The following is a 23426-nucleotide window of genomic DNA, read 5'->3' as shown; positions in this document are numbered from 1 at the left end:
GTCACCGGGGCCGGGCCCCGGCGGCTCGCCGCCCCGGACGGTCGCCCGCCCGGTCAGGCAAAGGGCAATGCTACCCGTACGCAGGGTACGCCGCCGCTCCGCCGGACGGTCCGAGCCGGTCGCGCCGACCGGCCGGCGGGTCAAACGGTCAGCAGGGCATGGACCGGACGCGGGGCGAGCCGTTCGCGGCCCTTGAGGAAGCCCAGCTCCAGCAGGACGGTGAAACCGGAGACCGTGCCGCCGGCCCGCTCCACCAGGTCGAGGGTGGCCTCGGCGGTCCCGCCGGTGGCCAGCACGTCGTCGAGCACCAGCACCCGGTGCCCGGCGGTGAACGCGTCCTGGTGCACCTCCAGCGTCGCCTCGCCGTACTCCAGCGCGTAGGAGGCGGAGTGGGTCGCGCGGGGCAGCTTGCCGGCCTTGCGCACCGGCACCACACCGACCCCGGTGGCGTACGCGACGGCCGCCGCCAGCACGAACCCGCGCGCCTCGATCCCGGCGACGGTGTCGAACGAGTCCGGCCCGTGGTAGGCGATGATCCCGTCGATCACCTCGCGGAACGCGACACCGTCGGCGAAGAGCGGCATCAGGTCCTTGAACATGACCCCCGGCTTGGGGAAGTCCGGCACGTCGAGCAGCCGGCTCGCGACCAGCTGGGCGACCTCCGGGCCGCTGTCTCCCCGTACGCCGGCGGTGTGGGTCTCCGTCACGGTGCGTCCCATGTCCTCTCGAAACGACGAACGGCGTCCGTCATGCCGTGACACCAGCATGACGGACGCCGTCCGGTCGATTCCGTCCGGGTCAGCGGCGCTTCGCGCCGCCGGGCCGGTTGCCCCCGCCGCCGGCGGGGCGACCGCCCCGGGCGCCGCTGGGACGCTTGCCGGCCGGCCGGGCGCCGACCTTGGGCGCGGCGCCGGCCAGCGCTGCCGCCTCCGGGTCGATCGGCTCGTCGCCGACCGGCGCGGCGCGCGGCGCACCCTTCGGGGTGATCTCGCCGCGGGCGAGCGCCCCCCGGCGGGCGAGCACCCGCTTGTTGTGGGCGCTGATCCGCGGGTCCTGGTTCTTCAGCAGCACCAGCAGCGGGGTGGCCAGCAGGATCGAGGTCAGGAACGCCACCGCCATACCGACGAAGAGCACCAGACCGAGGTCCTTCAGCGTGCCCGCGCCGAGCAGGCCGGCGCCGATGAAGAGCAGGCCGCCGACCGGCAGCAGCGCGACCACCGAGGTGTTCAGCGAGCGCATGAGGCTCTGGTTGAGTGCCAGGTTGGACGCCTCGCCGTAGGTGAGGTTGTTGTTCGCGGTGATGCCCCGCGTGTTCTCCTGCACCTTGTCGAAGACCACCACCACGTCGTAGAGCGCGAAGCCCAGGATGGTGAGGAAGCCGATGATCGTCGACGGGGTGACCTCGAAGCCGACCAGCGAGTAGATGCCGGCGGTGAGGACCAGGTTGGTCAGCAGCGAGGCGATCGCGGCGACCGCCATCCGCCACTCGAAGCGCAGCACCAGGTAGACCGACACCACCGCGATGAAGATGAGCAGACCGAGCAGCGCGCGCGAGGTGACCTGGCTGCCCCAGGCCTCGGAGACCTGGTTGCCGCTGATCTGGTCGGCCTGGATGCCGAACCTCTCGGCCATCGCGGTCTTGGCCGCGTTGGCCTGCTCCGCGGTGAGCTGCCCGGAACGCATCTCGTAGAACTCGCCGCTGGTGCCGCCGACCTTCTGCGCGCTGACCACCTCGACGCCGGGCGCCTCGTCGGCCAGCACCTCGTCGACGGTCCGCTCGGCCTGGTCCAGCGTGCCGACGCTGGCCGGCACCTGGAACGAGTTGCCGCCGGCGAACTCGATGCCGAGCTTGAAGCCGCTGATCGCGAAGCTCAGGATCGCGATGAGCACCAGCACGCCGGCCACGCCGAACCACAGCTTGCGCCGGCCGACGATGTTGAGATCGGCCTCGCCACGGTAGAGCCGGGCGGCCAGACCACTCTTAGCCATCTCAGGCCTCCTTGACACGCGGGTTGCGGGCGGTGCCCGACTCGGCCGACCGGGCCGGCAGCGCCCGACCCAGACCGCTGACCCGCGGGGACAGGAACGCCCGGGTGCGGGCGAACATCGTCATGATCGGGTGGCGGAAGAGGAACACGACGACCAGGTCCAGCACGGTCGCGAGGCCGAGCGCGAAGGCGAAGCCCTTCACCGCGCCGACCGACACGATGTAGAGCACCACTGCCGACATCAGCGTGATGGCGTTCGCCGAGATGATCGTCCGGCGGGCCCGGATCCAGGCCCGCGGCACCGCGCTGCGTGGGCTGCGACCCTCCCGGATCTCGTCCTTGAGCCGTTCGAAGTAGATGACGAACGAGTCCGCCGCCACACCGAGCGAGACGATCATGCCGGCGATGCCGGCGAGCGTCAGCGTGAAGCCGATCGACCGGCCGAGCACCACCAGCGCGCCGAAGACCAGCAGCGCGGAGAGCACCAGGCTGAGGAAGATCACCGAGCCCAGCAGGCGGTAGTAGAAGAATGAGTAGATGATGACCAGCAGCATGCCGATGCCGGCCGCCAGCAGACCCGCCTGGAGGTGGCTGTCGCCCAGCGTCGCGGTCACGTTCTGCTGCTCCTGCTGCTCGAACGTCACCGGCAGCGCGCCGTAGCGGAGCTGGCTGGCCAGCGCGTTCGCCGACTTGTTGTCGAAGCTGCCGGTGATCTGCGAGTCACCGGTCAGCACGCCCTGGATCTCGGGCGACGACACGATCTCGTTGTCCAGCACCACGGCGACCCGGCACTTGCCGTCCTGGCCGAGCGCGGTCTGGTCGCAGGCCTGGCCCTCGTTGGTGAACGCCTCGCGGGTCAGCGCGGTCCACTTCTCCTGGCCCTTGCCGGTGAAGTTGAGGCTGACCACCCACTGGCTGGTCTGGTCGAGCACAGCGTTCGCGTCGTCGACGTCGGTGCCCAGCACCTTGGCCTTGTCGAGCAGGTACTTCGCGCCGGCCTCACAGGCCACCGCCTGCTGGTTCTCGTCCTTGATCGACGCGGCGGGCCGCTTGTCCAGCTGGGCGCAGGTGATCGAGGGGACGTTGAACTGCATGTCCACCGGCAGCACCGCGATCTCCTGCGGGGAGAGCGTGCCGAACGGCTTGAGCTTGTCGGCCAGCGACGGGTCGGTCGCGAGGTCGGCCGGGGCCTTCAGGCCGGAGGCGGCGCCCCAGGCGGCCGCGCCAACCTTCTGCTCGACGGCCTTGCGCTGCTGCTCGACGCTCTGCGGCACCGGGGCGGCACTGGCGCTCGGGCTCGGCGCGGCGGCGCTCGGCGATGCCGAGGGGGTCGGCGTGGCGCTGGCGCTCGGCGCCGGGGCCATGCCGCCCTGCCCGCCGGCGCTCGGCGAGGCGGTCGCCTTGGCGCTCGTGCCCGCCTTCGGCGAGGCGCTGCCGGACGGCTTCGCCGACGCGCTGCCCGACGGCTTGGGGCTGGCGCTGCCGGACGGGGCCGGGCTGGCGCTCGGGCTCGGCGGCGGGGCAAGGGCCGCACCGCTGCCGTCGGTGGCCTTGAGCACCTTGCGGAAGCGCAGCTCGGCCGCGCTGCCGACGTCGGTCAGGTCACGGTTCTGGCCGGGCAGGGAGATGACGATGTTGCGGTTGCCCTCGGTGACCACCTCGGCCTCGGCCACGCCGTAGGCGTTGACCCGGCTCTCGATGATCTGGCGGGCCTCCTCGAGGTTGCCGGCGGTCGGCGGCTTGCCGTCGACCGTGTTGGTGGCCTCGAGCGTCAGCCGGGTGCCGCCGATGAGGTCCAGGCCGAGCCGGGGCTCCAGCCGGTCCTTCCAGCCACCGCTGGCGCCGCCCGAGAAGAACACCAAAAGATAGAGGACGACGAAGATGAACCCGAGCACGGCGAGCTGCCGTCCGGGGCGCATCTGTCCCTGAGGTGGTGCCACGGCTGTCCTGTCTCCCTGTACGGTCGCGCCGCTTCCGCGGCGGCGACATCTGTCGGGCCGGGGGTGTCCGCCCGACTGCTCCGGCTGGTCGGCCCCGGCGGACGGCACGCCGACCCGGACGCGACGCGGGGGCGCCGCGCGGGCCTGCCCGCGTGCCGGCGTCCGACGCCGACCCAACTATCCACTTGTGCGGGTGTCCCCGCTGCCCCGTCCGGGGCGGGCGGTCACTCCTTGACCGGCTCGGCTTCCTCGCTGATCGTCTCGGCCGCCGGCGCCTCGGCCCGCTTGATCACCCGGGCCACGGCCGGGCGGGCGTAGCGGGTCTGCACGCCGGGAGCGACCTCCAGCAGGACCGTGTCGTCCTCGACCACGGTGACCGTGCCGTGCAGGCCGCCGATGGTGACCACCTCGTCGCCCGGGGAGAGGGCGGACTGCATCTGCTCGGCCTCACGGCGGCGCTTCTGCTGCGGACGGATCATCATGAAGTACATGACGACGAAGAGCAGAGCGATCATGAGGATCGGCGTCAGACCGCCGGCTCCCCCGCCACTCGCTGCTGCGTAAAGCACGGTGTCGACCTTCCGGTTGGCCCCCGCCGGCCCCGGAGGGCACCGCAGCGGAGGCGGATTCTCACGTCCTGTACAGACCGCGGCGAAGTCTAGTCCCTGCTCCTGAGAACACCGAATGCGGCACAGATCACGTTCGGATCACGGCTGATCGGTCTGGACCGAGAACAGATCGGGCCCGGCCGGGGCGTCCGCACCAAATGTACCATTCGGGGGCGTACGCCCCAGATGATGCCAGGCAGCCGCCGTCGCGACCCGGCCCCGCGGGGTCCGGGCCAGCAGCCCGGCCCGGACCAGGAACGGCTCGCAGACCTCCTCGACCGTGTCCGGCTGCTCCCCCACGGCCACCGCCAGGGTGGAGAGCCCGACCGGGCCGCCCCGGAACGAGTCGACCAGCGCGGTGAGCACCGCCCGGTCCAGCCGGTCCAGGCCGAGCGCGTCCACGTCGTAGACGGTCAGCGCGGACCGCGCCGTCTCCACCGTCACCACACCGTCGGCCCGCACCTCGGCGTAGTCGCGCACCCGGCGCAGCAGCCGGTTGGCGATCCGGGGCGTGCCTCGGGACCGGCCGGCGATCTCGGCCGCGCCGTCGGTGGTGATCGGCACGCCGAGGATCCGGGCGGAACGGTGCAGCAGCGTCTCCAGGTCGGCCGACGAATAGAAGTCGAGGTGCGCGACGAAGCCGAACCGGTCCCGCATCGGGCCCGTTAGCAGACCCGAGCGGGTGGTGGCGCCGACCAGCGTGAACGGCTCCACGTCGAGCGGGATGGCGGTGGCGCCGGGGCCCTTGCCGACCACCACGTCGACCCGGAAGTCCTCCATGGCGCTGTAGAGCAGCTCCTCGGCCGGCTTGGCGATCCGGTGGATCTCGTCGATGAAGAGCACGTCGCCCTCGGCCAGGCTGGTCAGGATCGCGGCCAGGTCACCGGAGCGCTCGATGGCCGGCCCGCTGGTCACCCGGATGCCCGCACCCAGCTCCGCCGCGACGATGTTGGCCAGCGAGGTCTTCCCGAGGCCGGGCGGCCCCGACAGGAGAATGTGGTCCGGTGGGGAGCCGCGCCGCATCGCGCCCTGCAACAGCAGGTCGAGCTGGTCGCGCACCCGGTCCTGGGCGATGAACTCGGCGAGCCGCTTCGGCCGGACGCTGGCCTCGGCGTCCCGCTCCGCGTCGCTGACGTACGCCGAGACCAGGTTGTCGCCGGTCATCCGCGCGGGCCCGTCATCGGGTGCGGCCCAGCAGACGGATGGCCTGCTTGAGCAGGACCGGCACCGGCGGCGTCTCGCCGTCGACGGTCTCCGCCACCGCGGCCACCGCCTGGTCGGCCTGCGCGGCCGTCCAGCCGAGCCCGACCAGCGCCTGACGCACCTGCTCCGGCCAGGCGCCGACGGTCACCCCGGCCGCGCCGTCGGGGCCGACCGGCACCGGACCGACCCGGTCGCGCAGCTCCAGCACGAGCCGCTCGGCGCCCTTCTTGCCGATCCCGGGCACCCGGGTCAGCGCGGCGGTGTCGGCGTTGGCGATGGCCTTGCGGACCGCGTCCGGCGTGTGCACCGCGAGCACCGCCTGGGCCAGCCGGGGGCCCACGCCGCTGGCGGTTTGCAGCAACTCGAACAACTGCTTCGCGTCGTCGTCGGCGAAGCCGTAGAGGGTGAGCGAGTCCTCCCGGACCACCAGGCTGGTGGCCAGCCGGGCCGGCTGGCCGACCCGCAGGTCGGCGAGCGTACCGGGGGCGCACTGCACGGCCAGGCCGATGCCGCCCACCTCCACCACCGCGTGGTCCGGACCGGTGGCGGTCACCGTGCCGCGAACGCTGGCGATCATCGTGCCCCTCCTCGTCGGGCCCGCTGGGCGGCGGCGGCCAGCTTGGACCGGGTGCCACCGCGCCAGACGTGACAGATGGCCAGCGCCAGGGCGTCGGCGGCGTCGGCCGGGCGAGGCGGCTCGGCGAGCCGAAGCAGCCTCGTGACCATGGCCGTCATCTGCGCCTTGTCGGCCTGACCGGAACCGGTCACCGCCGCCTTCACCTCGCTCGGCGTGTAGGTGGTCACCGGCAGCCCGGCCCGGGCGCCGGCGAGCACCGCGATGCCGCTGGCCTGGGCGGTGCCCATCACCGTGCGCACGTTGTGCTGGCTGAACACGCGCTCCACCGCGACCGCGTCCGGCCGGTGCTCGGCGACCAGGTCGGTGAGCGACCGGTCCAGGTGCAGCAGGCGCAGCGGCAGGTCGTCCTCGGGGTCGGTGTAGACCACGTAGTAGGCGACCAGCGTGCACGGGCGACCGGGGACGCCCTCGACCACGCCGACCCCGCACCGGGTCAGCCCCGGGTCGACGCCGAGCACGCGCACGCCGCCTCCTCCCCGAGCCGTCAGCAGTACGTGTGTTCGACACACCCTACTGGTGTGCTCCGACGACCGGACGCCCGGACACGCCGGGTGCGATCGGAGCGCAACACACCACACACTGAAGCGGTCGAGTATGTGTCGCCGCCCCATGTGCCCGAGGCCACACGCCTCGTAACTTCTTGCGCCATGACGGCAGAACCCGTGGCGGTCCCCCACGTCGTACACGTCGACCTCTCCGGTCGCAACGCCCTGGTGACCGGTGGTGGCAGCGGCATCGGACGGGCCTGCGCCCTGCGCCTGGCGGCGGCCGGCGCCTCGGTGGTGGTGCTGGACCGCAACGTGGAGGCGGCGAAGGCGGTGGCGGCCGAGGCGGGCGGCCGGGCCGAGGGGGTCGACCTGGCCGACCCGGAGGCGGTGGACCGGCTCGACGTCGACGCCGACATCGTGGTGAACAACGCCGGCCTGCAGCACGTGGCGCCGGTGCAGGAGTTCCCGGTGGAGCGGTTCGAGTACATCCAGCGGGTGATGGTGGAGGCGCCGTTCCTGCTGATCCGCCGGGCGCTGCCCCGGATGTACGCCAACGGCTGGGGCCGGATCGTGAACATCTCCTCGGTGCACGGGCTGCGCGCGTCGCCGTACAAGGCGGCGTACGTGTCGGCGAAGCACGCGCTGGAGGGCCTGTCGAAGGTGGTGGCCCTGGAGGGCGCGGCGCACGGGGTGACGGCCAACTGCATCAACCCGGCGTACGTGCGGACCGCGCTGGTGGAGAGCCAGATCGCCGACCAGGCGGCCAGTCACGGCATCGGCGAGGACGAGGTGGTGGAGAAGATCATGCTGGCCCGGGCGGCGATCAAGCGGCTGATCGAGCCGGAGGAGGTGGCCGAGCTGGTGGCGTACCTGTGCGCGCCCCCCGCCGCGTTCCTCACCGGCGCGTCGATCGCCCTCGACGGGGGCTGGACGGCGAACTAGTGGCGCCGCGCACAATGTCGGTCATGTCGTCGCCGGTCGAGTTCCTGGAGCTGCTGGCGCGCGAGGCCGCCGCGGTCGAGTTCGAGGGCCCGCTGGTCGCCGCGCGCGCCGCCGGCCTGCCCGCCGACCGCCTGGCCGAGCTGGAGCAGGCGAAGGTGGTGGCGCTGCGGGTGCGGGCGCTGCTGGAGCGCCGCCGCCGGCGGGAGACCGAGCTGTCCGGCCTGTACGACACCGCCAACGACCTGGCCGGCCTGCGCGACCTGGACGACGTGCTGCGGGCGATCGTGCACCGGGCGCGGATCCTGCTCGGCACCGACGTGGCCTACATGACGCTCAACGACGACGAGCGCGGCGACACCTACATGCGGGTCACCGACGGGTCGATCTCGGCCCGCTTCCAGCGGCTGCGGCTGGAGATGGGCGACGGTCTGGGCGGGCTGGTGGCGCAGACCGGCACCCCGTACGCCACCGCGAACTACCCGGAGGACGAGCGGTTCCGGCACACCGGGGAGATCGACGGCGGGGTGGGCGAGGAGGGTCTCGTGGCCATCCTCGGCGTGCCGCTGCGGCTCGGTTCGAGCGTGATCGGCGTGCTCTACGCGGCCAACCGCTCGGCCCGGCCGTTCGCCCGGGAGGAGGTGTCGCTGCTGGTCTCCCTGGCCGCGCACGCGGCGGTGGCGATCGACACCGCCCGGCTGCTGGCCGAGACCCGCGCGGCGCTGGAGGAGCTGTCGGCGGCGAACGGCACGATCCAGGCGCACAGCACGTCGGTGGAGCGCGCCGCGGCCGCGCACGACCGGATGACCGCGTTGGTCGTGCGGGGCGGCGGGATGGAGGACGTGGCCGCGGCGGTCACCGAGGTGCTCGGCGGGGCGCTGCTGGCGCTGGACGCGGAGGGCCGGCGGCTGGCCCGGGTCGGCGAGATCTCCGAGCCGGACCGGGCGGACATCGTGGAGGCGGTGGCCGCGTCGCGGACCGAGGGGCGCAGCGTGCGGCGCGGCCCGCTCTGGTACGCCGCGGTGGTGGCCGGCGCGGAGAACCTGGGCGCGCTGGTGCTGCGCCCGGACGACGAGCTGGTCGACGCCGACCAGCGGATCCTGGAGCGGGCGGCGCTGGTGACCGCGTTGCTGCTGCTGTTCCGCCGCACGGTGGCCGAGGCGGAGGGTCGGGTCCGGGGTGAGCTGCTCGACGACCTGATCGCCCGGCCGTTGCGGGACACCGACGCGTTGCGCAGCCGGGCCCGCCGGATCGGGGTCGACCTCGACGCGCCGCACGTGCTGGTGGCGGTCGGCGACGACGCGTTCGCCGAGACCGGCTCGGCCCGGCAGCGGGTGCTGTCGTGGGCCACCACGTACGCGTCGACCCGGGGTGGGCTGGCCGCGGCGCGCGACGGCCGGGTGGTGCTGATGCTGCCCGGCCAGGACGCCGGCGGGGCGGCCCGCGCGGTGGCCCGGGACCTGTCCCGGGTGACCGGCCGCCCGGTGACCGCCGGGGCGAGCGGGCCGTCGACCGGTCCGGCGTCGCTGGCGGTCACGTTCGCCGAGGCGGAGCGCTGCCTGACGGCGCTCGGCGCGCTGGGCCGGGCCGGGCAGGGGGCGAGCACCGCGGAGCTGGGTTTCGTCGGGCTGCTGCTGGGCGCGGTCGGCGACTCCGGCGACCGGGACGTGACCCGGTTCCTCACCGCGACGGTGGGGCCGGTGGTCGACTACGACGCCCGGCGCGGCACCGCGCTGGTGAAGACGCTGGAGGCGTACTTCGGGGTGGGCGGCAGCCTGGCCCGGGCGGCCGAGCAGCTGCACGTGCACGTGAACACGGTGACCCAGCGGCTGGAGCGGGTCGGGCAGTTGCTGGGCGCCGACTGGCAGCGCCCGGAGCGGGCGCTGGAGGTGCAGCTCGCGTTGCGGCTGCACCGGTTGCGCACCCCGGCCGGCTGAGCCGGCCGGGTCAGCGGGGGCGCAGGCCGTCCAGGACCGCGTCGACGATCCGCTCGGGCAGGATCCGCTCGTCCCGGTCGGGGTGCCAGTGCAGCATCCGCTGGGTCAGCATCGGCGCGGTGAGCAGCGCCATGGCGAGCTCGACGTCGAGGTCGGCGCGCAGCTCCCCGTTGTCCACGGCGCGCAGCAGCACCTCGCGCATGGCCTGGCGCCGGGGCTCGATGATCGCCTCGTAGGCCTGGCGGTGCGCGGAACTGCGGCTCACCTCGGGCACCAGACACGGCATGATCTTGCGGACCCGGGGGTCGACGTGCTGGCCCACGGCGCCGACCAGCAGGACCAGGTCGTCGCGGACCGAGCGGCCGTCGGTGCGGGGCGGGGCGCCCTTGAGCCGGCCCAGCGCGTCGAGCAGCAGCGCCTCCTTGCCCGGCCAGCGACGGTAGATGGTGGCCTTGCCGACGCCGGCGCGGGCCGCGATCGCCTCGATGGAGAGCGCCTCGACGGTGCTGCCCTCGGCCAGCAGGTCGAGGGTGGCCTCCACGATCGCCTCGTCCGCGCGGGTGCTCCGCGGTCGCCCGGGCGACCGCGGAGCATCCGCCGTGGAAGTCATGTCAGACATTGTCCACGAACCTACGCGGTCCCGGCCAACTCCCGCTCCGTGGCCGGAGCGGCGTCGGGGGCGACGACCGGCCGGCCCGGCATCCACCGCAGCACGATCACCATGCCGAGCGCCGCCACCAGCGCGGAGACGCCGGCCGCCCAGTGCATGGCCGAGACGAAGGAGTCGTTGGCCGCGTCGATCAGTCGCGGCGCGGCCGGGCCGAGCCGGTCGGCGACCGCGTACGCCCCGGAGACCGACTCGCGGGCCGCGTCGCGGACCGGGGCGGGCAGGGCGGCGACCGCCGGGGCGACCTGGTCCCGGTAGACCGCGGAGAGCACCGAGCCGAGCACCGCCACGCCGAGCGCGCCGGCGACCTGGCGGATGGTGTTGCTGACCGCCGAGCCGACCCCGGCCTTCTCCCGGGGCAGCGCCGACATGATCGACTCGGTGGCCGGCGGCATGATGTTGGCCATGCCGGCGCCCTGGACGAAGCCCAGCGCCGAGAAGATCCAGATCGGCGTGTCCGCGTCGATGAAGACGAACGCGGCGAGCGCGATCGTGGTGAGCAGCAGCCCGACCGCGGCCACCGTCCGGCCGCCGTAGCGGCGGACCATGGCCGCGCTGCGCGGCGCGAAGATCAGCTGCGCGGCCGCGAACGGCAGGAACAGCAGGCCGCTCTCCAGCGGGCTGTAGCCGCGCACCAGCTGAAGGTAGAACGCGCCGAAGAACATCACGCCCATGGCGGCGAAGAAGACCAGGCCGACCAGGGCCACCGGGGCGGCGAACCGGGGCACCCGGAACAGCCGCACGTCCAGCGACGGGTGGTCGCTGCGCAGCTCATGGGCCACGAACCAGCCGAGCACCGCCAGGCCGCCGACGATCGCGACCCAGACCTGCGGCCGGCCGAAGCCGTGCTCGCCGCCGTCGATGATGCCGTAGGTGAGGGCGACCAGGCCGACCACGGACAGCAGGACGCCGAGCAGGTCGACCCGGCCGGGCGAGGGATCGCGGGACTCGGGGACCAGCACCGCGACCAGCACCACGCCGAGCACCACCACCGGCACGTTGATCAGGAAGACCGAGCCCCACCAGTAGCGCTCCAGGAGCGCGCCGCCGAGCACCGGGCCGATCGCCACGGCGAGGCCGACCGCGCCGGCCCAGACCCCGATCGCCTTGGCCCGCTCGCGGGGGTCGAACACGTTGGAGATGATCGAGAGCGTCACCGGCATGATCGCCGCGCCGCCGACCCCCATCAGCGCCCGGGCGGCGATCAGCTGCGCCGGGTCCTGCGCGTACGCCGACAGCAGCGAGGCGAGCCCGAACAGCGCCAGCCCGAAGATGAGGAAGCGGCGGCGGCCGAGCCGGTCGCCGAGCACGCCGAAGGTGAACAGCAGGCCGGCGAAGACGAGCGTGTAGGAGTTGATCGCCCATTCCAGCTCGCCCTGGCTGGCGCCGAGGCCGTGCACCGGGTCGGCGAGGGTGCGCAGCGCGACGTTGAGGATCGTGTTGTCGAGGACGACCACGAGGAGGCTGATCACCAGCACCCCGAGGATCGCCCACCTCCTCGGGTGTCCGGTGTTCTCGTGCGGTTCCATTCGGGTTCTCCCCCCGGCTCACCCGCGTCGGAATACGATACGGGGCAGACTCGTAACGCAGCCGAGCGTAGGTGAGCGGGTTTCGATACGGAACCGGTTCGTATCGAATGTGCGCCAGGTCACGGTCAGGCGGGCGGGCCGGCGGCCAGCGCCAGCCGGAGCACCGCGTCGCGCACCGGCAGCAGGCGTCGGGCCTGGGCGAGCCGGCTCGCCCACCGCGCGCCGGCCGCGATCCGCTGGGTGGGCCGCCGGCGGCGCCGGTCGTACGCCCGCAGCCCGGCCGGCAGGTCGCCGGCGGCGCGCAGGCAGTCGGCCAGCGCCACCGCGTCGATCAGCGCCTGGCAGGCGCCCTGCCCGAGGTCCGGCGTCATGGCGTGCGCGGCGTCGCCCAGCAGCGCCGTCCGGTCGCCCACGTAGGACGGCAACGGGGTCAGGTCGCGGATCTCGTGCCGGAGGATCCCGTCGGGCGTGAGGGCGTCGAGCACCCGCGGCACCGGCCGGTGCCAGTCACCGAAGAGCCGACGCAGCTCGGCCCGGTCGTCCGTCGGCGCGGGATGCCCCTCGGGCAGGCTCACCGCGGCGTACCAGTTGGTGCGCCCCGGGCCCGCTGGCGTGAGCCCGAACTTGCGCCCCCTCCCCCAGGTCTCGCCGCCCTCGGGCACCTCCGTGTCGACCACGCCCCGCCAGGCCACCGCGCCGGCGTGGCGCAGCGGGTAGCGGTCGCCGTGCAGGGCGACGCGGACCACGCTGTTGATCCCGTCCGCCCCGACCACGAGGTCGTATGCGTCGAGCAGGGCGCGCGGGTCGGTGACCGGGGCGGCGAGGCGCAGCACCGGCCCCGGTAGCGCGGCGGCGAGCACCGCGAGCAGCACCGGCCGGGTGACCAGGTGCACCGGCTCGCCGTGCCGGCGCTCCAGCCGGTCGACGTCGATGGTGGCGATGCGACTGCCGTCCGGCCGCCGGATCGTCCCGCCGACCTGCCGGCGGCCGCGGCGGCGCACCTCGTCGCCCACGCCGAGCGTGTCCAGCGCGCGCATCGCCCCGGGCCAGATGCCGAGCCCGGTGCCGATCTCCGGCAGCCCGGCGGAGCGCTCCAGAACCGTCACCTCCCAGCCGGCGGCGCGCAGCCCGACGCCCGCCGCGAGCCCACCCACGCCGCCACCGACCACCACCGCCCGACCGTCCATGCCGGCCACCGTACTACAGATGTAGTCATTTCCACTACGCCTGTAGTCTGACCCGGTGACCGATCGCCGGCAGCTTCTGCTCGACGCCGCCATCCGGGTGCTCGGCACCCGGGGGCCGCGGCAGCTCACCCACCGGGCGGTGGACGCGGAGGCGGGACTGCCCGAGGGCTCCGCGTCCAACCGGTTCCGCACCCGGGAAGCGCTGGTCGACGGCGTCTTCGAGCGACTGGTCGAGGTGGAGACGCAGACCTGGCAGCGACTCGCCGCGGATCTGCCGCCCGGCGACGTCGACGGGTTCACCCGCGTGCTCGGCCGGCTGGTCCGGCGGTTCACCGACGAGGAGCGGGTGGTCACACTGGCCCGGTACGCGCTGTTCGTGGAGGCGGCCGTGCGGCCCGAGCTGCGCCCCGCCATCGAGGCCGGGCGGGCGCGGCTGGCCGGGTGGGGGGTGCCGCTGCTCGCCGCGCTCGGCTCGACCGACCCGCCCGCCCACTTCCGGGCGCTGCTCGCGCTCGTCGACGGGCTCCTCGGCAACCAACTCGCCGCCCCCGACGACGACTTCGACCCGGAGTCCGCCGTCGCCGCCCTCCTGCGCGGCTTCCGGGCCGGCTGACCGGCCGCCGCCCGCGGCGCGCGAGCCGCGCGGGACGGATACCGCCTACCGCGCCTCGTCCCGCTGCCGGGCGGCGTCGCGACACGCGGCGAGCGCGTCCGACAGGCTGGTCAGATGCCCGGCCGGCGTGGCCGGCGGCGTGATCCAGCCCGGCCCGGCCCCGTGCACCCGCACCGACGGGAACTCCCGCGCGAACCGGACCGCGCGGTACGCCCGCCCGGTCATCGGTGTCTGCGACCACACCACCACGGTGTGCGGGCGGGTCCGACGCACCGCGCTGGCCAGCGCCGGCCAGGGCAGCGCGGCACCGAGCAGCAGGCTGCCCAGACCGGCCTCGCGCAGCGCCGCGGCGAGCGCGTGCAGACCGAGGCAGTGCAACTCCTGTTCCGCCCCGGCGAGCAGGATGCCGCCGGCCGGGGGTGGTGTCCCCGGCCCGCGCAGCAGCACGTCCAGTCCGGACCGCAGGCCCTCCGAGAAGGCGTGTTCCACGGCCACCTCGGCGGCGCTGCGGCCGGGCAGCGCGGCCAGCATCGGCGCGCAGACGCCCTCCCACACCGGCGCCACCCCCCACCGGCCCGCGGCCTCGACGACCAGCGCGGCGACCCGGTTGCCGTCCAGGTCCTCCGCCGCCAGCGTGAGGTGCTTGCGGGCGGTCTCGACGACATCGGCCGGGATCGGATCGGTCACCACCGGACGCACCCCTCGGTAGACGGTCACTACCGAGGGGTTCGTCGGAAGGGGGCGGCCTGGATGCGCCCGGCGCCGACCGGTCCGCACCGGGGCGCGGTGTCCACGCCGCGCCGGTGGGGCGGCTCACACCGGCGTGCGCTCCGGTCGGACCGGCCGAGCCCCGGCCGTCACGGCTCGATCACCAGGCGGGCGATCAGCCCGTCCCGGAGCGTGAACCGGAAGTGCAGGTCGGCGACGCCGCCGGGGAAGTCGCCCTCCAGGTGGTGGACCGCGTCGTAGTTCCGGTCGTCGACCCGGGCCGCCGCGACCAGCTCCGAGGTGTACGTGTACTCGCTCGACGAGTGGGACAGCCAGTCCCGGATCTGCTCGGGTCCCCGGTGGGTCCGGCCCTCGTCGGTCACCGACGCGTCGGGGGTGAAGCGTGCCACCGCCGCGTCGGCGTCCCGGGCCTGGTGCGCGACGAGGTACTGCGTGATCGTTTCGGGCAGTTCGTCCGGCGAGATCCGGCTCGCCCGGCTCCAGTCGATTGCGTCCATGTGCCCACCGTGAGGTCTCTCGGCGGGAGAGGGTCAAGTCGTCGACTCTCCCGCGTGGGGAAGGTGCAGAGTGAGGGCATGCGCAAGGGCATGACGATCGGGGAGTTCGCGACGGTCACCCACCTGAGCGTGCGGACGTTGCGTCGCTACCACGAGGCCGGGCTGCTGGAGCCGGAGACCGTGGACCCCTTCACCGGCTACCGCTACTACTCTACGAACCAGGTACCGCCCGCGCAGGTGATCCACCGACTACGCGAGCTGGACGTGCCACTGGCCGAGGTCAAGGCGATCCTCGCCACCGACGACCCCGCCCGGCGCACCGACCTGATCGCCGGGCACCTGCGTCGCCTGGAGGAGACGCTGGACCGCACCCGGGGGGCCGTCACCGCCCTGCGTCGGCTGCTGCGCCCCGACGACCACGACCTGCCGGTCGAACTGCGCGCCGTCCCCCGGCTCACCGTCGCCGCGGTGCGCGCAGACGTCGAGTTGGCGCGGGCCGGCACCTGGTACGACGGCGCGATGGCGGAGCTGGACGCGGCGTACCCGGTGGGCGAGCGCACCGGACCACCGGGCGGCCAGTACGCCAACGAGCTGTTCACCGACGGCGCCGGCGCCGTGACCGTCTACCGGCCGGTCCGTCGTCCCCGCCCGGCCGGGCGGATCGAGGTCGTCGACCTGCCGGCGGCCGAGTTCGCCGTCGCCGTGCACTCCGGCCCGCACGACGACATCGACGTCACCTACGGACGGCTCGGCGCCTGGGTGGTCGCCCACGCGCTGGTCGTCGACGGGCCGATCCGCGAGACCTACCTGGTCGGGCCGCGCGACACCGACGTCCCCGCCGACTGGCGTACCGAGATCGGCTGGCCGGTCTTCCGCCTGACCCCCGACTAGGAGGGCCCGGCGCCGGGCGGCGCGACGCGGAGGCGATGTCCGCCGCCCGCGTCGCGCCGTCGGGCACGCCGGTCTAGCCGGACCGGCCCCGACGGGTCGCCGCCCGCCGCCGGGCCAGGTGGGCGACCGTGCCCCAGATGCCCCGCCGGAACAGCAGCACGACGAGCACGAAGATGCCGCCGGTGACCAGCCCGATGGCCTCGAACCCGGAGAACGACAGCCAGTCCTCCAGGCGGACCACCAGGGCCGCGCCGAGCACCCCGCCCCACAGCGTTCCGATGCCGCCGAGCACCACCACGATGACCGCCTTGCCGGAGGTCGTCCAGTGCAGCACGTCCAGCGAGACGAACCGGTGGCCGACCGCGAAGAGCCCGCCGCCGAGCCCGGCCAGGAAGCCGGAGAGCACGAACGCGGTCAGCTTGTAGCGGTGCACCGGGTAGCCCAGCGCGCGGGCCCGGGCCGGGTTGTCCCGGATGCCGACCAGCACCCGGCCGAACGGCGAGTGCACGATCCGCCAGGCGGCGAGCAGGCCGAGCAGCACGATCGGCAGGATCGCGTAGTAGAAGTAGTAGTCGTCGGTGAGGTCGGCGCCGAAGAACGCGCGCGGCACGCCCTGCAGGCCGTTCTCGCCCTGGGTGACCGAGCGCCACTCGTTGGCCACGTAGTAGACCATCTGCGCGAAGGCCAGCGTGACCATGGCGAAGTAGATCCCGGTGCGCTTCACCGCCAGGTAGCCGATCGGCAGCGCGAGCAGCGCCGCGCCCAGCGCCCCGGCCAGCACCGCGGCCGGGAACGGCAGGCCGGCGTGGATCGCCACCAGCCCGGTCAGGTACGCCGAGGTGCCCCAGAACGCGGCGTGCCCGAAGGACATCAGCCCGGTGAAGCCGAGCAGCAGGTCGACCGAGACGGCGAAGAGCGCCCAGCACAGGATGTCCACCGCGACCGCCGGGTAGAGCCCGTTGGGCAGCCACAGCGCGACGAGCAGGCCGGCGGCGAGCAGCACGTACCGGACCCAGCCGGGCGCCCGCGCCACGGCGAGCAGACCGGACCGGGGTGCCTTCCGCTTGACCGGGGCGGTTTCCACAGCACTGCTCACGCGGGTGCCTCCTCTCGGCCGAACAGGCCGGCCGGACGCCAGAGCAGCACGGCGGCCATCACCACGAACACGACGGTCTGCGACACGAGCGGGTAGTCGGACAGGTACGCCTCGCCCCACGCCTGGATCAGGCCGATGCCGAAGCCGGCGGCGACCGAGCCGAAGATCGAGCCGAGGCCGCCGATCACCACCACCGCGAAGACCACGATGATCAGGTCGGCGCCCATCAGCGGGTTGACCGCCCGCATCGGGGCGGCGAGCACCCCGGCCAGCCCGGCCAGGGCGATGCCGAAGCCGAACACCGGGGTGACCCACTTCCCCACGTCGATGCCGAACGCCCGGGTCAGCTCCGGCCGCTCGGTGGCGGCCCGGACCACCATGCCGATCCGGGTCCGCCCGAGCACCCACCACACCGCCACGCACAGCAGCACGGTGAAGCCGAGGATGAAGACCCGGTACGTCGGGAAGTCGAAGAGACCGAAGTCGACCGTCCCGCTCAGCTCGGCGGGCGTGACGTACGGGCTGGACTGCACGCCGTACCGGGACTTGACCAGGTCCTGCAGGATCAGCGTCAGGCCGAAGGTGAGCAGGAAGTTGTAGAGCGGGTCGAGCCGGGTCAGCCGGTGGATCACCGCCCGCTCCAGCACCATGCCGAGCAGGCCCAGCGCCAGCGGCATGATCACCAACGCGGCCCAGAACGGCACTCCCGCCTCGGCGAGCAGCACGTACGCCCCGAACGCGCCGAGCATGTAGAACGCGCCGTGGGCGAAGTTCACCACCCGGAGCATGCCGAAGATGACCGCGAGCCCGAGGGCGAGCAGGGCGTAGAACGCCCCGCCCACCAGCCCGTTGAACGTGTTCTGCAGGAACCCGGACATGTCAGAGCTTGCAGTCCGGGGACGGGGTGCGGAAGGCTTCCGCCGCCGGGATGGTCTTGAGGATCTTCACGTAGTCCCACGGCTCCGTGACCTCGGCCTGCGGCTTCACCTGGGCCAGGTACGCGTCGTGCACGACCCGGTGGTCCTCCGCGCGGATCTTGCCGTTGCGCAGGAAGAGGTCGTTGACGTCCTTGCCCTCCAGCTCCTTGACCACGGCGTCCGCGTCGTCGGTGCCGGCGGCCTGCACCGCCTCCAGGTACTGCATGGCGGCGGAGTAGTTCGCCGCGTGGGCGAACGACGGACGGGTGCCGGTCTCCTTCTGGAACCGGTCCGCCCACTCCCGGTTCTGCTGGTCGAAGTTCCAGTACCAGGCGTCGGTGTAGGTGGTGCCGGCCAGCGCGGCCGGGGTGAGCGAGTGGATGTCGGTGATGAACATCAGGCCGACGGCCAGCCCGACGCCCTTGTCCCGCAGCTTGAACTCGTTGTACTGCTTGACCACGTTGACCAGCTCCGCGCCGGCCTGCATGGTGCCGAGCACCTGCGGCTTCGGGTTCAGCGTCGGCGCCTTGAGCAGGAACGACGAGTAGTCGCCGCTGGTGTTCGGGAACGGGGCGCCGTCCTTGCCGACGACCTGCCCGCCGGCCGCCGTGATGGCGGCGGTGAAGCTCTTCTCCATGTCCTGCCCGAACGCGTAGTTCGGGTAGAGGATGTACCAGTTCTTGCCGACCTGCTCGGTGGTCACCGTGCCGGTGCCGTGGGCCAGCATGTACGTGTCGTACGCGTAGTGGAACGTGTACTTGTTGCAGCTCTTGCCGGTCAGGTCGGTGGTGGCGGCGCCGATGTTGAAGTAGAGCTTCTTCTTCTCCTTGGCCACGTCGGCGACCTTCAGGGCGGCCGAGGAGGTCGGCACGTCCAGGATGGCGTCGACGCCCTTGCGGTCGACCATCTCCTGGGCCTTGCTGTTGGCCACGTCCGGCTTGTTCTGGTGGTCCGCCGTCTCCACGGTGATGTCCTTGGTCACCGCGTCGTCGCCGTGCTTGGCCTTGAAGTCGGCGATCGCCATCTCCACGGCCTTGACCGAGTTGCGCCCGGACAGCTCCGAGTAGGCGCCCGACTGGTCGTTGAGCACGCCCAGCACGATCTTGTCGCCGGTCAGCTTCGAGTCGCCGCCGGACTGCGGGCCACCGCCGCCGCAGCCGGCCACCAGCAGCGCCGCCGCCGAGGCGGCGGCCACACCCACGCTCCTACGCATGTTCATCCCCTTCGTACCGCGCGGTCCGCGCGGGTCAGCCGTCCAGATTCAGATGCCGAGGTACGCCAGCAGCTCGCGTTCCCGCGAGCGCACCTCGGCGTTCTCCATCGCCTCCGCGATCCGTCCCTCGGCCAGCAGGTAGTGCCGGTCGGCGACGCCGGTGGCGAAGTGCAGGTTCTGTTCCACCAGCAGCACGGTCACGCCGTGCTTCTTGGCCTCCCGCAGCAGGTCACCGACCTGCTGCACGAGCAGCGGCGACAGCCCTTCGGTGGGCTCGTCGCAGAGCAGCAGCCGGGCGCCCATGCGCAGCACCCGGGCCAGCGCGAGCATCTGCTGCTCGCCGCCGGAGAGCATGGTCGCGGCCGAGTCGCGCCGGGCGTGCAGGGCGGGGAACGCCTCGTACACCCGCTCCAGCGGCCACGGGTCGGGACCGACCCGGGGCGGCAGGGTCAGGTTCTCGGTGACCGTGAGCGTGGCGTACGCGCCCCGGTCGTCGGGGACCCAGCCGAGCCCGGCCCGCGCCCGCCGGTACGCCGGCAGCCGGGAGATGTCCCGGCCGTCGAGGTGCACCGCGCCGCGCTGGCCGGGGTGCAGCCCCATCACCGACCGCAGCAGCGTGGACTTGCCGGCGCCGTTGCGCCCGACCAGGGTGACCACCTCACCGGCGGCCACCTCCAGACTCACCTCCCGCAGCACCTGGGCCTCGCCGTACCAGGCGGAGAGGTTCTCAATGCGCAGCATCCGCGGCTCCCAGGTAGGCGGTGATGACCCGCTCGTCGGCGCGGACCTGCTCGTACGGCCCCTCGACCAGCACCTTGCCGGCCTGCAGGACGGTGACCGTGTCGGCGAGCCGGCCCACCACGCTCATGTTGTGCTCCACCATGACCACGGTCCGTCCCGTGCGGACGGTGGCGATCAGGTCGACGGTGCGGTCGACGTCCTCCAGGCCCATCCCGGCCGTCGGCTCGTCCAGCAGCAGCACCTTCGGGTCGAGGGCGAGCGCGATCGCCAGCTCCAGGGCCCGCTTGCGCCCGTACGCGAGGGCCTCCGCCGGCGCCTCGGCGAGGTCGGCCAGGCCGACCATGGCCAGCAGCTCGTCGGCCCGGTCCCGGTAGCGGCGCATCAGCTTCGCCGACCGCCAGAACCGCCAGCCCAGCCCGCTGCGCGACTGGAGGGCCAGCTCGACGTGCTCCCGCGCGCCGAGCTGCGGGAAGAGGCTGGTGATCTGGAACGACCGGGCCACGCCGAGGCGGGCCACCCGCTCGGGGGGCAGGCCGGTGACGTCCCGGCCGTCCAGCTCGATCCGCCCGCCGCTGGGCGGCAGGAAGCCGGTGAGCAGGTTGAACAGTGTGGTCTTGCCGGCGCCGTTCGGGCCGACGAGGGCATGCACGGTCTCCGGCGCCACGTCGAGGTCGACGCGATCGACGGCCCGGAAGCCCCGGAAGTCCCGGGTCAGCCCTCGGGCCGACAGGATCGCTTGCCCGGCCATCGCCTCACCCTCCGCAGGTCCGCACGCGACGGCCAGGTCGGTGACCGGGGTCACAGGGCCGTCGCGTGCAGGAAACCTACGGGGAGCCGAAGTGGTCGAGCCATGTCGATCCACCACACATTCCCCCGGGACGGCACGGGCCCGTCCTCCATAGGTGTCGGTCGCCCCCGACCGGGTCCGGTCCGATCGGTGGCCGTCGACATGTGGTGCGGCACCGTCACCGGGGCGCGGGGAAGGGCCCCGCTCCAGGACGGCGAGCAGCCACCGCCGAGGGGGTGTACCGCTCTTCGCGGAGGCGGAGGCCGCCCCGGCCGGGAGGTCAGTCCGGGAAGGTGACCACCCAGCGGGCGCCCTCGCCACGGGCCAGCCGGTCCAGCGCCTCGGGCGCCTCCGCGAGCGACACCGTGCCACTGACCAGGGGCGCCAGGTCGAGGTCGCCGGCGGCGAGCGCGGCGGCCAGCTCCGGCACCTCGCGGTCCGGATCGGTCGAGCCGTAGACCGAGGAGCGCAGCGTCCGCGCCGAGTGGAAGATGTCCAGGGCGGACAGGCTGAGCAGGTCGTCCTTGGCGCCCATGCCGACCACGGTCACCGCTCCCCCGCGCCGGGTGGCGCGCCAGGCGGCCCGGATGGTGGCGGACCGGCCGACGCACTCGAAGGCGTGGTCCACCCCGCGCCCGCCGGTGCGCGCGCGGACCTCCTTGCCGAGCGTGTCGTCGGAGCGCAGGAAGTCGGTGGCGCCGGCGGCCAGGGCCAGCTCCCGCTTGGCCTCCACCACGTCGACGGCGAGGATCGGTGACGCGCCGGCGCGACGGGCCGCGGTGAGCACGGCCAGGCCGACCCCGCCCAGCCCGATCACCGCCACCGACTCGCCGGCGCCCACGCGGGCGGTGTTGCGGACCGCGCCGACGCCGGTGAGCACCGCGCAGCCCAGCAGCGCCGCCTGCGCCGGCGGCAGGCCGGCCGGCACCGGCACGGCCGCCCGTTCCGGCACCACCACCTCCTCGGCGAGCGCGCCGAGCCCGAGCGTGACCTGCACCGGCTCCCCGGCGGCCGTCTCCCCCCGGGCGACCGAGGGGGCGGTGTTCGCGGCACACAGCCAGGGCTCGCCGTGTCGGCAGTGCCAGCAGTCGCGGCACGCGGGCGCCCAGTTGAGCACCACCGGCGTGCCGACCGCCAGCCGGGTCGCCGGACCCGCCTCGGCCACCACACCGGTCGCCTCGTGCCCCAGCACCAGCGGGTACGCCGGCGCCAGCGTGCCGTTCACCATGGCCAGGTCGGAGTGGCAGAGGCCGGCGGCGCGGATGCGGACCCGCAGCTCCCCCGGGCCGGGCGCGGGCAGGCGCACCTCCTCGACCGTCGGGGTCCCGCCCCGGCCACGCACGACCAGCGCCCTCACCGCTGGATCGCCTTCAGCTCGGTGAACTCCTCGACGCCGTAGCCGCCCAGCTCGCGGCCGAGGCCGGACTGCTTGTAGCCGCCGAACGGCGCGAGCGGGTTGAACGCGGCGCCGTTGACGTCCACCTGGCCGGTCCGCATCCGCCGGGCCACGGCCAGCGCCGCGTCGGAGTCGGCGGACCAGACCGCACCGGCCAGGCCGTACCGGGAGTTGTTGGCGATCGCGACCGCCTCGTCGGTGTCGGCGAACGGGATCACCGCGAGCACCGGGCCGAAGACCTCCTCCTGCGCCAACGCGCTGTCCGGGTGCACGTCGGCGAAGACGGTGGGCGCCACGAAGTGGCCCCGGGACGGCAGCGGCGCGTCCGGGCCGCCGGCGACGAGCCGGGCTCCGTCGGCGAGCGCCCGGTCCACGTGCCCGCGTACCCGTTGGGCCTGGGCGGCGGAGACCAGCGGGCCGAGCCGGGTGGCCGGGTCGAACGGGTCGCCGAGCCGGTAGCCGGCCACGGCGGCCGCGACCAGGTCGAGCGCCTCGGCGTAGCGGTCGCGGTGCACCAGCATCCGGGTCCAGGCGGTGCAGGTCTGCCCGGAGTTGAGCAGCGCGTTGCCCACGCCGACCTTGACCGCGGTGGGCAGGTCGGCGTCGGCCAGGATCACGTTCGCCGACTTGCCGCCCAGTTCCAGGGCGACCCGGGCGATCCGGTCGGCGGCGAGGTGCGCGATCCGCCGGCCGGTGGCGGTGGAGCCGGTGAACGAGACCAGGTCCACGTCGGGGTGCGCGGCGAGCGCCTCACCGACCACCGGGCCGGTGCCGGGCACCAGGTTGACCACCCCGGGCGGCAGGCCGGCTTCGGTCACCGCGTCGAGGAGCAGGTACGCGGTGAGCGGCGTCAGCTCGCTCGGCTTCAGCACGACGGTGCAGCCGGCGGCCAGCGCCGGGGCGACCTTGGCGACCACCTGGTGCAGCGGATAGTTCCACGGGGTGATCGCGCCGACCACACCGACCGGCTCGCGCACCACCAGCGAATTGCCGACCTCCTGCTCGGCGGCCGGGCGGGCGGCCAGGTCGACCAGGCCGCGCAGCACCGTCAGCGGCAGCCCGGCCTGCACCCGGGTGGCGAGCTTGAGCGGGGTGCCCAGTTCGAGGGCCACGGTGCGGGCGACCTCGTCGGCGCGGGCGGCGAGCGCGGCGTGCAGCCGGTCGAGGTGGGCGGCCCGGTCGGCGGGTGCCGTGGCGGCCCAGCCGGGGAAGGCGGCCCGGGCGGCGGCGACCGCACGGTCCACGTCGGCGGGGGTGCCGGCGGGAACCTGCCCGATGATCTCCCCGGTCGCCGGGTTCTCGACCGGGATCGTCCCGCCGTCCGCCGGGTCGACCCAGTCCCCGGCGAGGTGCAGGTGGCGGCGGACCAGCAGGGCGGGGGGCGCATCGGCGAGATCCATGGCGTCCCTTCGGGGGCGGGAAA

Annotated in this window: 23 protein-coding genes; 4 read left to right on the top strand and 19 right to left on the bottom strand. The window is 73.9% G+C overall.

Translation table 11 applies throughout. The features are described 5' to 3' along the window. Positions 1-140: 140 nt before the first annotated feature. The 7 genes from ACN27B_RS21070 to ruvC all read right to left on the bottom strand — a co-directional run bounded on the left by ACN27B_RS21070 (position 141) and on the right by ruvC (position 6840). Positions 141-707: an adenine phosphoribosyltransferase gene (locus ACN27B_RS21070; RefSeq protein WP_091583745.1), complete on the bottom strand. Its 567-nt coding sequence runs from the start codon at positions 705-707 to the stop codon at positions 141-143. Positions 708-798: 91 nt separating this feature from the next. Further along, positions 799-1989, bottom strand: a complete 1191-nt coding sequence (gene secF, locus ACN27B_RS21065; protein WP_099161560.1) for a protein translocase subunit SecF — start codon at positions 1987-1989, stop codon at positions 799-801. A 1-nt stretch (position 1990) separates the two neighbouring features. Continuing rightward, on the bottom strand, positions 1991-3928 hold the full coding sequence (secD, locus tag ACN27B_RS21060; protein WP_172967808.1) for a protein translocase subunit SecD: 1938 nt from the start codon (positions 3926-3928) through the stop codon (positions 1991-1993). Positions 3929-4152: 224 nt separating this feature from the next. Beyond that, positions 4153-4497: a preprotein translocase subunit YajC gene (gene yajC / locus ACN27B_RS21055; protein WP_091578132.1), complete on the bottom strand. Its 345-nt coding sequence runs from the start codon at positions 4495-4497 to the stop codon at positions 4153-4155. 138 nt (positions 4498-4635) lie between these two features. Further along, complete coding sequence (ruvB, locus tag ACN27B_RS21050) at positions 4636-5700, bottom strand: Holliday junction branch migration DNA helicase RuvB (protein WP_422741327.1); 1065 nt, start codon at positions 5698-5700, stop codon at positions 4636-4638. A 13-nt stretch (positions 5701-5713) separates the two neighbouring features. Beyond that, the gene (gene ruvA, locus ACN27B_RS21045) at positions 5714-6316 is read right to left on the bottom strand and encodes a Holliday junction branch migration protein RuvA (RefSeq protein ID WP_091578136.1); all 603 of its coding nucleotides are present in this window, start codon (positions 6314-6316) and stop codon (positions 5714-5716) included. Next, positions 6313-6840 (bottom strand): crossover junction endodeoxyribonuclease RuvC, encoded by a 528-nt coding sequence (gene ruvC, locus ACN27B_RS21040; RefSeq protein WP_091578139.1) that lies wholly within the window; start codon positions 6838-6840, stop codon positions 6313-6315. Before ruvC ends, ruvA begins: the two co-directional genes overlap by 4 nt. A 183-nt stretch (positions 6841-7023) precedes the next feature. Here ruvC and ACN27B_RS21035 point away from each other — a divergent pair, with 183 nt between their 5' ends. Both ACN27B_RS21035 and ACN27B_RS21030 read left to right on the top strand, forming a co-directional pair. Further along, positions 7024-7806 (top strand): 3-hydroxybutyrate dehydrogenase, encoded by a 783-nt coding sequence (locus tag ACN27B_RS21035; protein WP_099161563.1) that lies wholly within the window; start codon positions 7024-7026, stop codon positions 7804-7806. Between the two features lie 14 nt (positions 7807-7820). Then, positions 7821-9740, top strand: a complete 1920-nt coding sequence (locus tag ACN27B_RS21030) for a helix-turn-helix domain-containing protein (protein WP_091578145.1) — start codon at positions 7821-7823, stop codon at positions 9738-9740. Between the two features lie 10 nt (positions 9741-9750). On the opposite strand, the gene ACN27B_RS21025 is transcribed toward ACN27B_RS21030, so the two are convergent. The 3 genes from ACN27B_RS21025 to ACN27B_RS21015 all read right to left on the bottom strand — a co-directional run bounded on the left by ACN27B_RS21025 (position 9751) and on the right by ACN27B_RS21015 (position 13123). Further along, a complete protein-coding gene (locus tag ACN27B_RS21025) occupies positions 9751-10359 on the bottom strand; it encodes a TetR/AcrR family transcriptional regulator (RefSeq protein WP_422741326.1) in 609 nt (202 codons plus the stop codon). Between the two features lie 11 nt (positions 10360-10370). Continuing rightward, entirely contained in the window at positions 10371-11936 is a 1566-nt protein-coding gene (locus ACN27B_RS21020) for an MFS transporter (protein WP_099161565.1), read from the bottom strand. Between the two features lie 125 nt (positions 11937-12061). Next, the gene (locus ACN27B_RS21015) at positions 12062-13123 is read right to left on the bottom strand and encodes an FAD-dependent monooxygenase (protein WP_422741325.1); all 1062 of its coding nucleotides are present in this window, start codon (positions 13121-13123) and stop codon (positions 12062-12064) included. Between the two features lie 55 nt (positions 13124-13178). Here ACN27B_RS21015 and ACN27B_RS21010 point away from each other — a divergent pair, with 55 nt between their 5' ends. After that, positions 13179-13736, top strand: coding sequence for a TetR/AcrR family transcriptional regulator (locus tag ACN27B_RS21010; RefSeq protein WP_357630451.1), 558 nt, complete (start codon positions 13179-13181; stop codon positions 13734-13736). Between the two features lie 45 nt (positions 13737-13781). Here the strand turns inward: ACN27B_RS21010 and ACN27B_RS21005 are convergent, their stop codons facing one another. Both ACN27B_RS21005 and ACN27B_RS21000 read right to left on the bottom strand, forming a co-directional pair. Continuing rightward, positions 13782-14423 (bottom strand): transcriptional regulator, encoded by a 642-nt coding sequence (locus tag ACN27B_RS21005; RefSeq protein WP_253866553.1) that lies wholly within the window; start codon positions 14421-14423, stop codon positions 13782-13784. A gap of 170 nt (positions 14424-14593) precedes the next feature. Next, positions 14594-14962: a nuclear transport factor 2 family protein gene (locus tag ACN27B_RS21000; RefSeq protein WP_099161567.1), complete on the bottom strand. Its 369-nt coding sequence runs from the start codon at positions 14960-14962 to the stop codon at positions 14594-14596. A gap of 54 nt (positions 14963-15016) precedes the next feature. On the opposite strand from ACN27B_RS21000, the gene ACN27B_RS20995 reads away from it, so the two are divergent. Then, positions 15017-15853: a MerR family transcriptional regulator gene (locus tag ACN27B_RS20995; RefSeq protein WP_422741324.1), complete on the top strand. Its 837-nt coding sequence runs from the start codon at positions 15017-15019 to the stop codon at positions 15851-15853. Positions 15854-15926: 73 nt separating this feature from the next. Here ACN27B_RS20995 and ACN27B_RS20990 read toward each other — a convergent pair whose 3' ends face one another. The 7 genes from ACN27B_RS20990 to ACN27B_RS20960 all read right to left on the bottom strand — a co-directional run bounded on the left by ACN27B_RS20990 (position 15927) and on the right by ACN27B_RS20960 (position 23403). Continuing rightward, complete coding sequence (locus tag ACN27B_RS20990) at positions 15927-16949, bottom strand: branched-chain amino acid ABC transporter permease (RefSeq protein ID WP_396821262.1); 1023 nt, start codon at positions 16947-16949, stop codon at positions 15927-15929. After that, a complete protein-coding gene (locus ACN27B_RS20985; RefSeq protein WP_422741323.1) occupies positions 16946-17827 on the bottom strand; it encodes a branched-chain amino acid ABC transporter permease in 882 nt (293 codons plus the stop codon). The genes ACN27B_RS20990 and ACN27B_RS20985 overlap by 4 nt, the downstream gene beginning before the upstream one ends. Before the next feature lies 1 nt (position 17828). Beyond that, positions 17829-19085 (bottom strand): ABC transporter substrate-binding protein, encoded by a 1257-nt coding sequence (locus ACN27B_RS20980; RefSeq protein WP_355523843.1) that lies wholly within the window; start codon positions 19083-19085, stop codon positions 17829-17831. A 42-nt stretch (positions 19086-19127) separates the two neighbouring features. Next, positions 19128-19820, bottom strand: coding sequence for an ABC transporter ATP-binding protein (locus ACN27B_RS20975; RefSeq protein WP_091578169.1), 693 nt, complete (start codon positions 19818-19820; stop codon positions 19128-19130). Further along, positions 19807-20568, bottom strand: a complete 762-nt coding sequence (locus ACN27B_RS20970) for an ABC transporter ATP-binding protein (RefSeq protein WP_099164660.1) — start codon at positions 20566-20568, stop codon at positions 19807-19809. The genes ACN27B_RS20975 and ACN27B_RS20970 overlap by 14 nt, the downstream gene beginning before the upstream one ends. Before the next feature lie 319 nt (positions 20569-20887). Further along, a complete protein-coding gene (locus ACN27B_RS20965) occupies positions 20888-21964 on the bottom strand; it encodes an alcohol dehydrogenase catalytic domain-containing protein (protein WP_422741322.1) in 1077 nt (358 codons plus the stop codon). Beyond that, positions 21961-23403, bottom strand: a complete 1443-nt coding sequence (locus tag ACN27B_RS20960; protein ID WP_422741321.1) for an aldehyde dehydrogenase family protein — start codon at positions 23401-23403, stop codon at positions 21961-21963. Before ACN27B_RS20960 ends, ACN27B_RS20965 begins: the two co-directional genes overlap by 4 nt. Between the last annotated feature and the right edge of the window lie 23 nt (positions 23404-23426).

The sequence above is a fragment of the Micromonospora sp. WMMD754 genome, from assembly GCF_049315235.1.
Taxonomy (GTDB): Bacteria; Actinomycetota; Actinomycetes; order Mycobacteriales; family Micromonosporaceae; genus Micromonospora; species Micromonospora sediminicola.
This window is presented reverse-complemented; position numbering and strand designations above follow the sequence as displayed.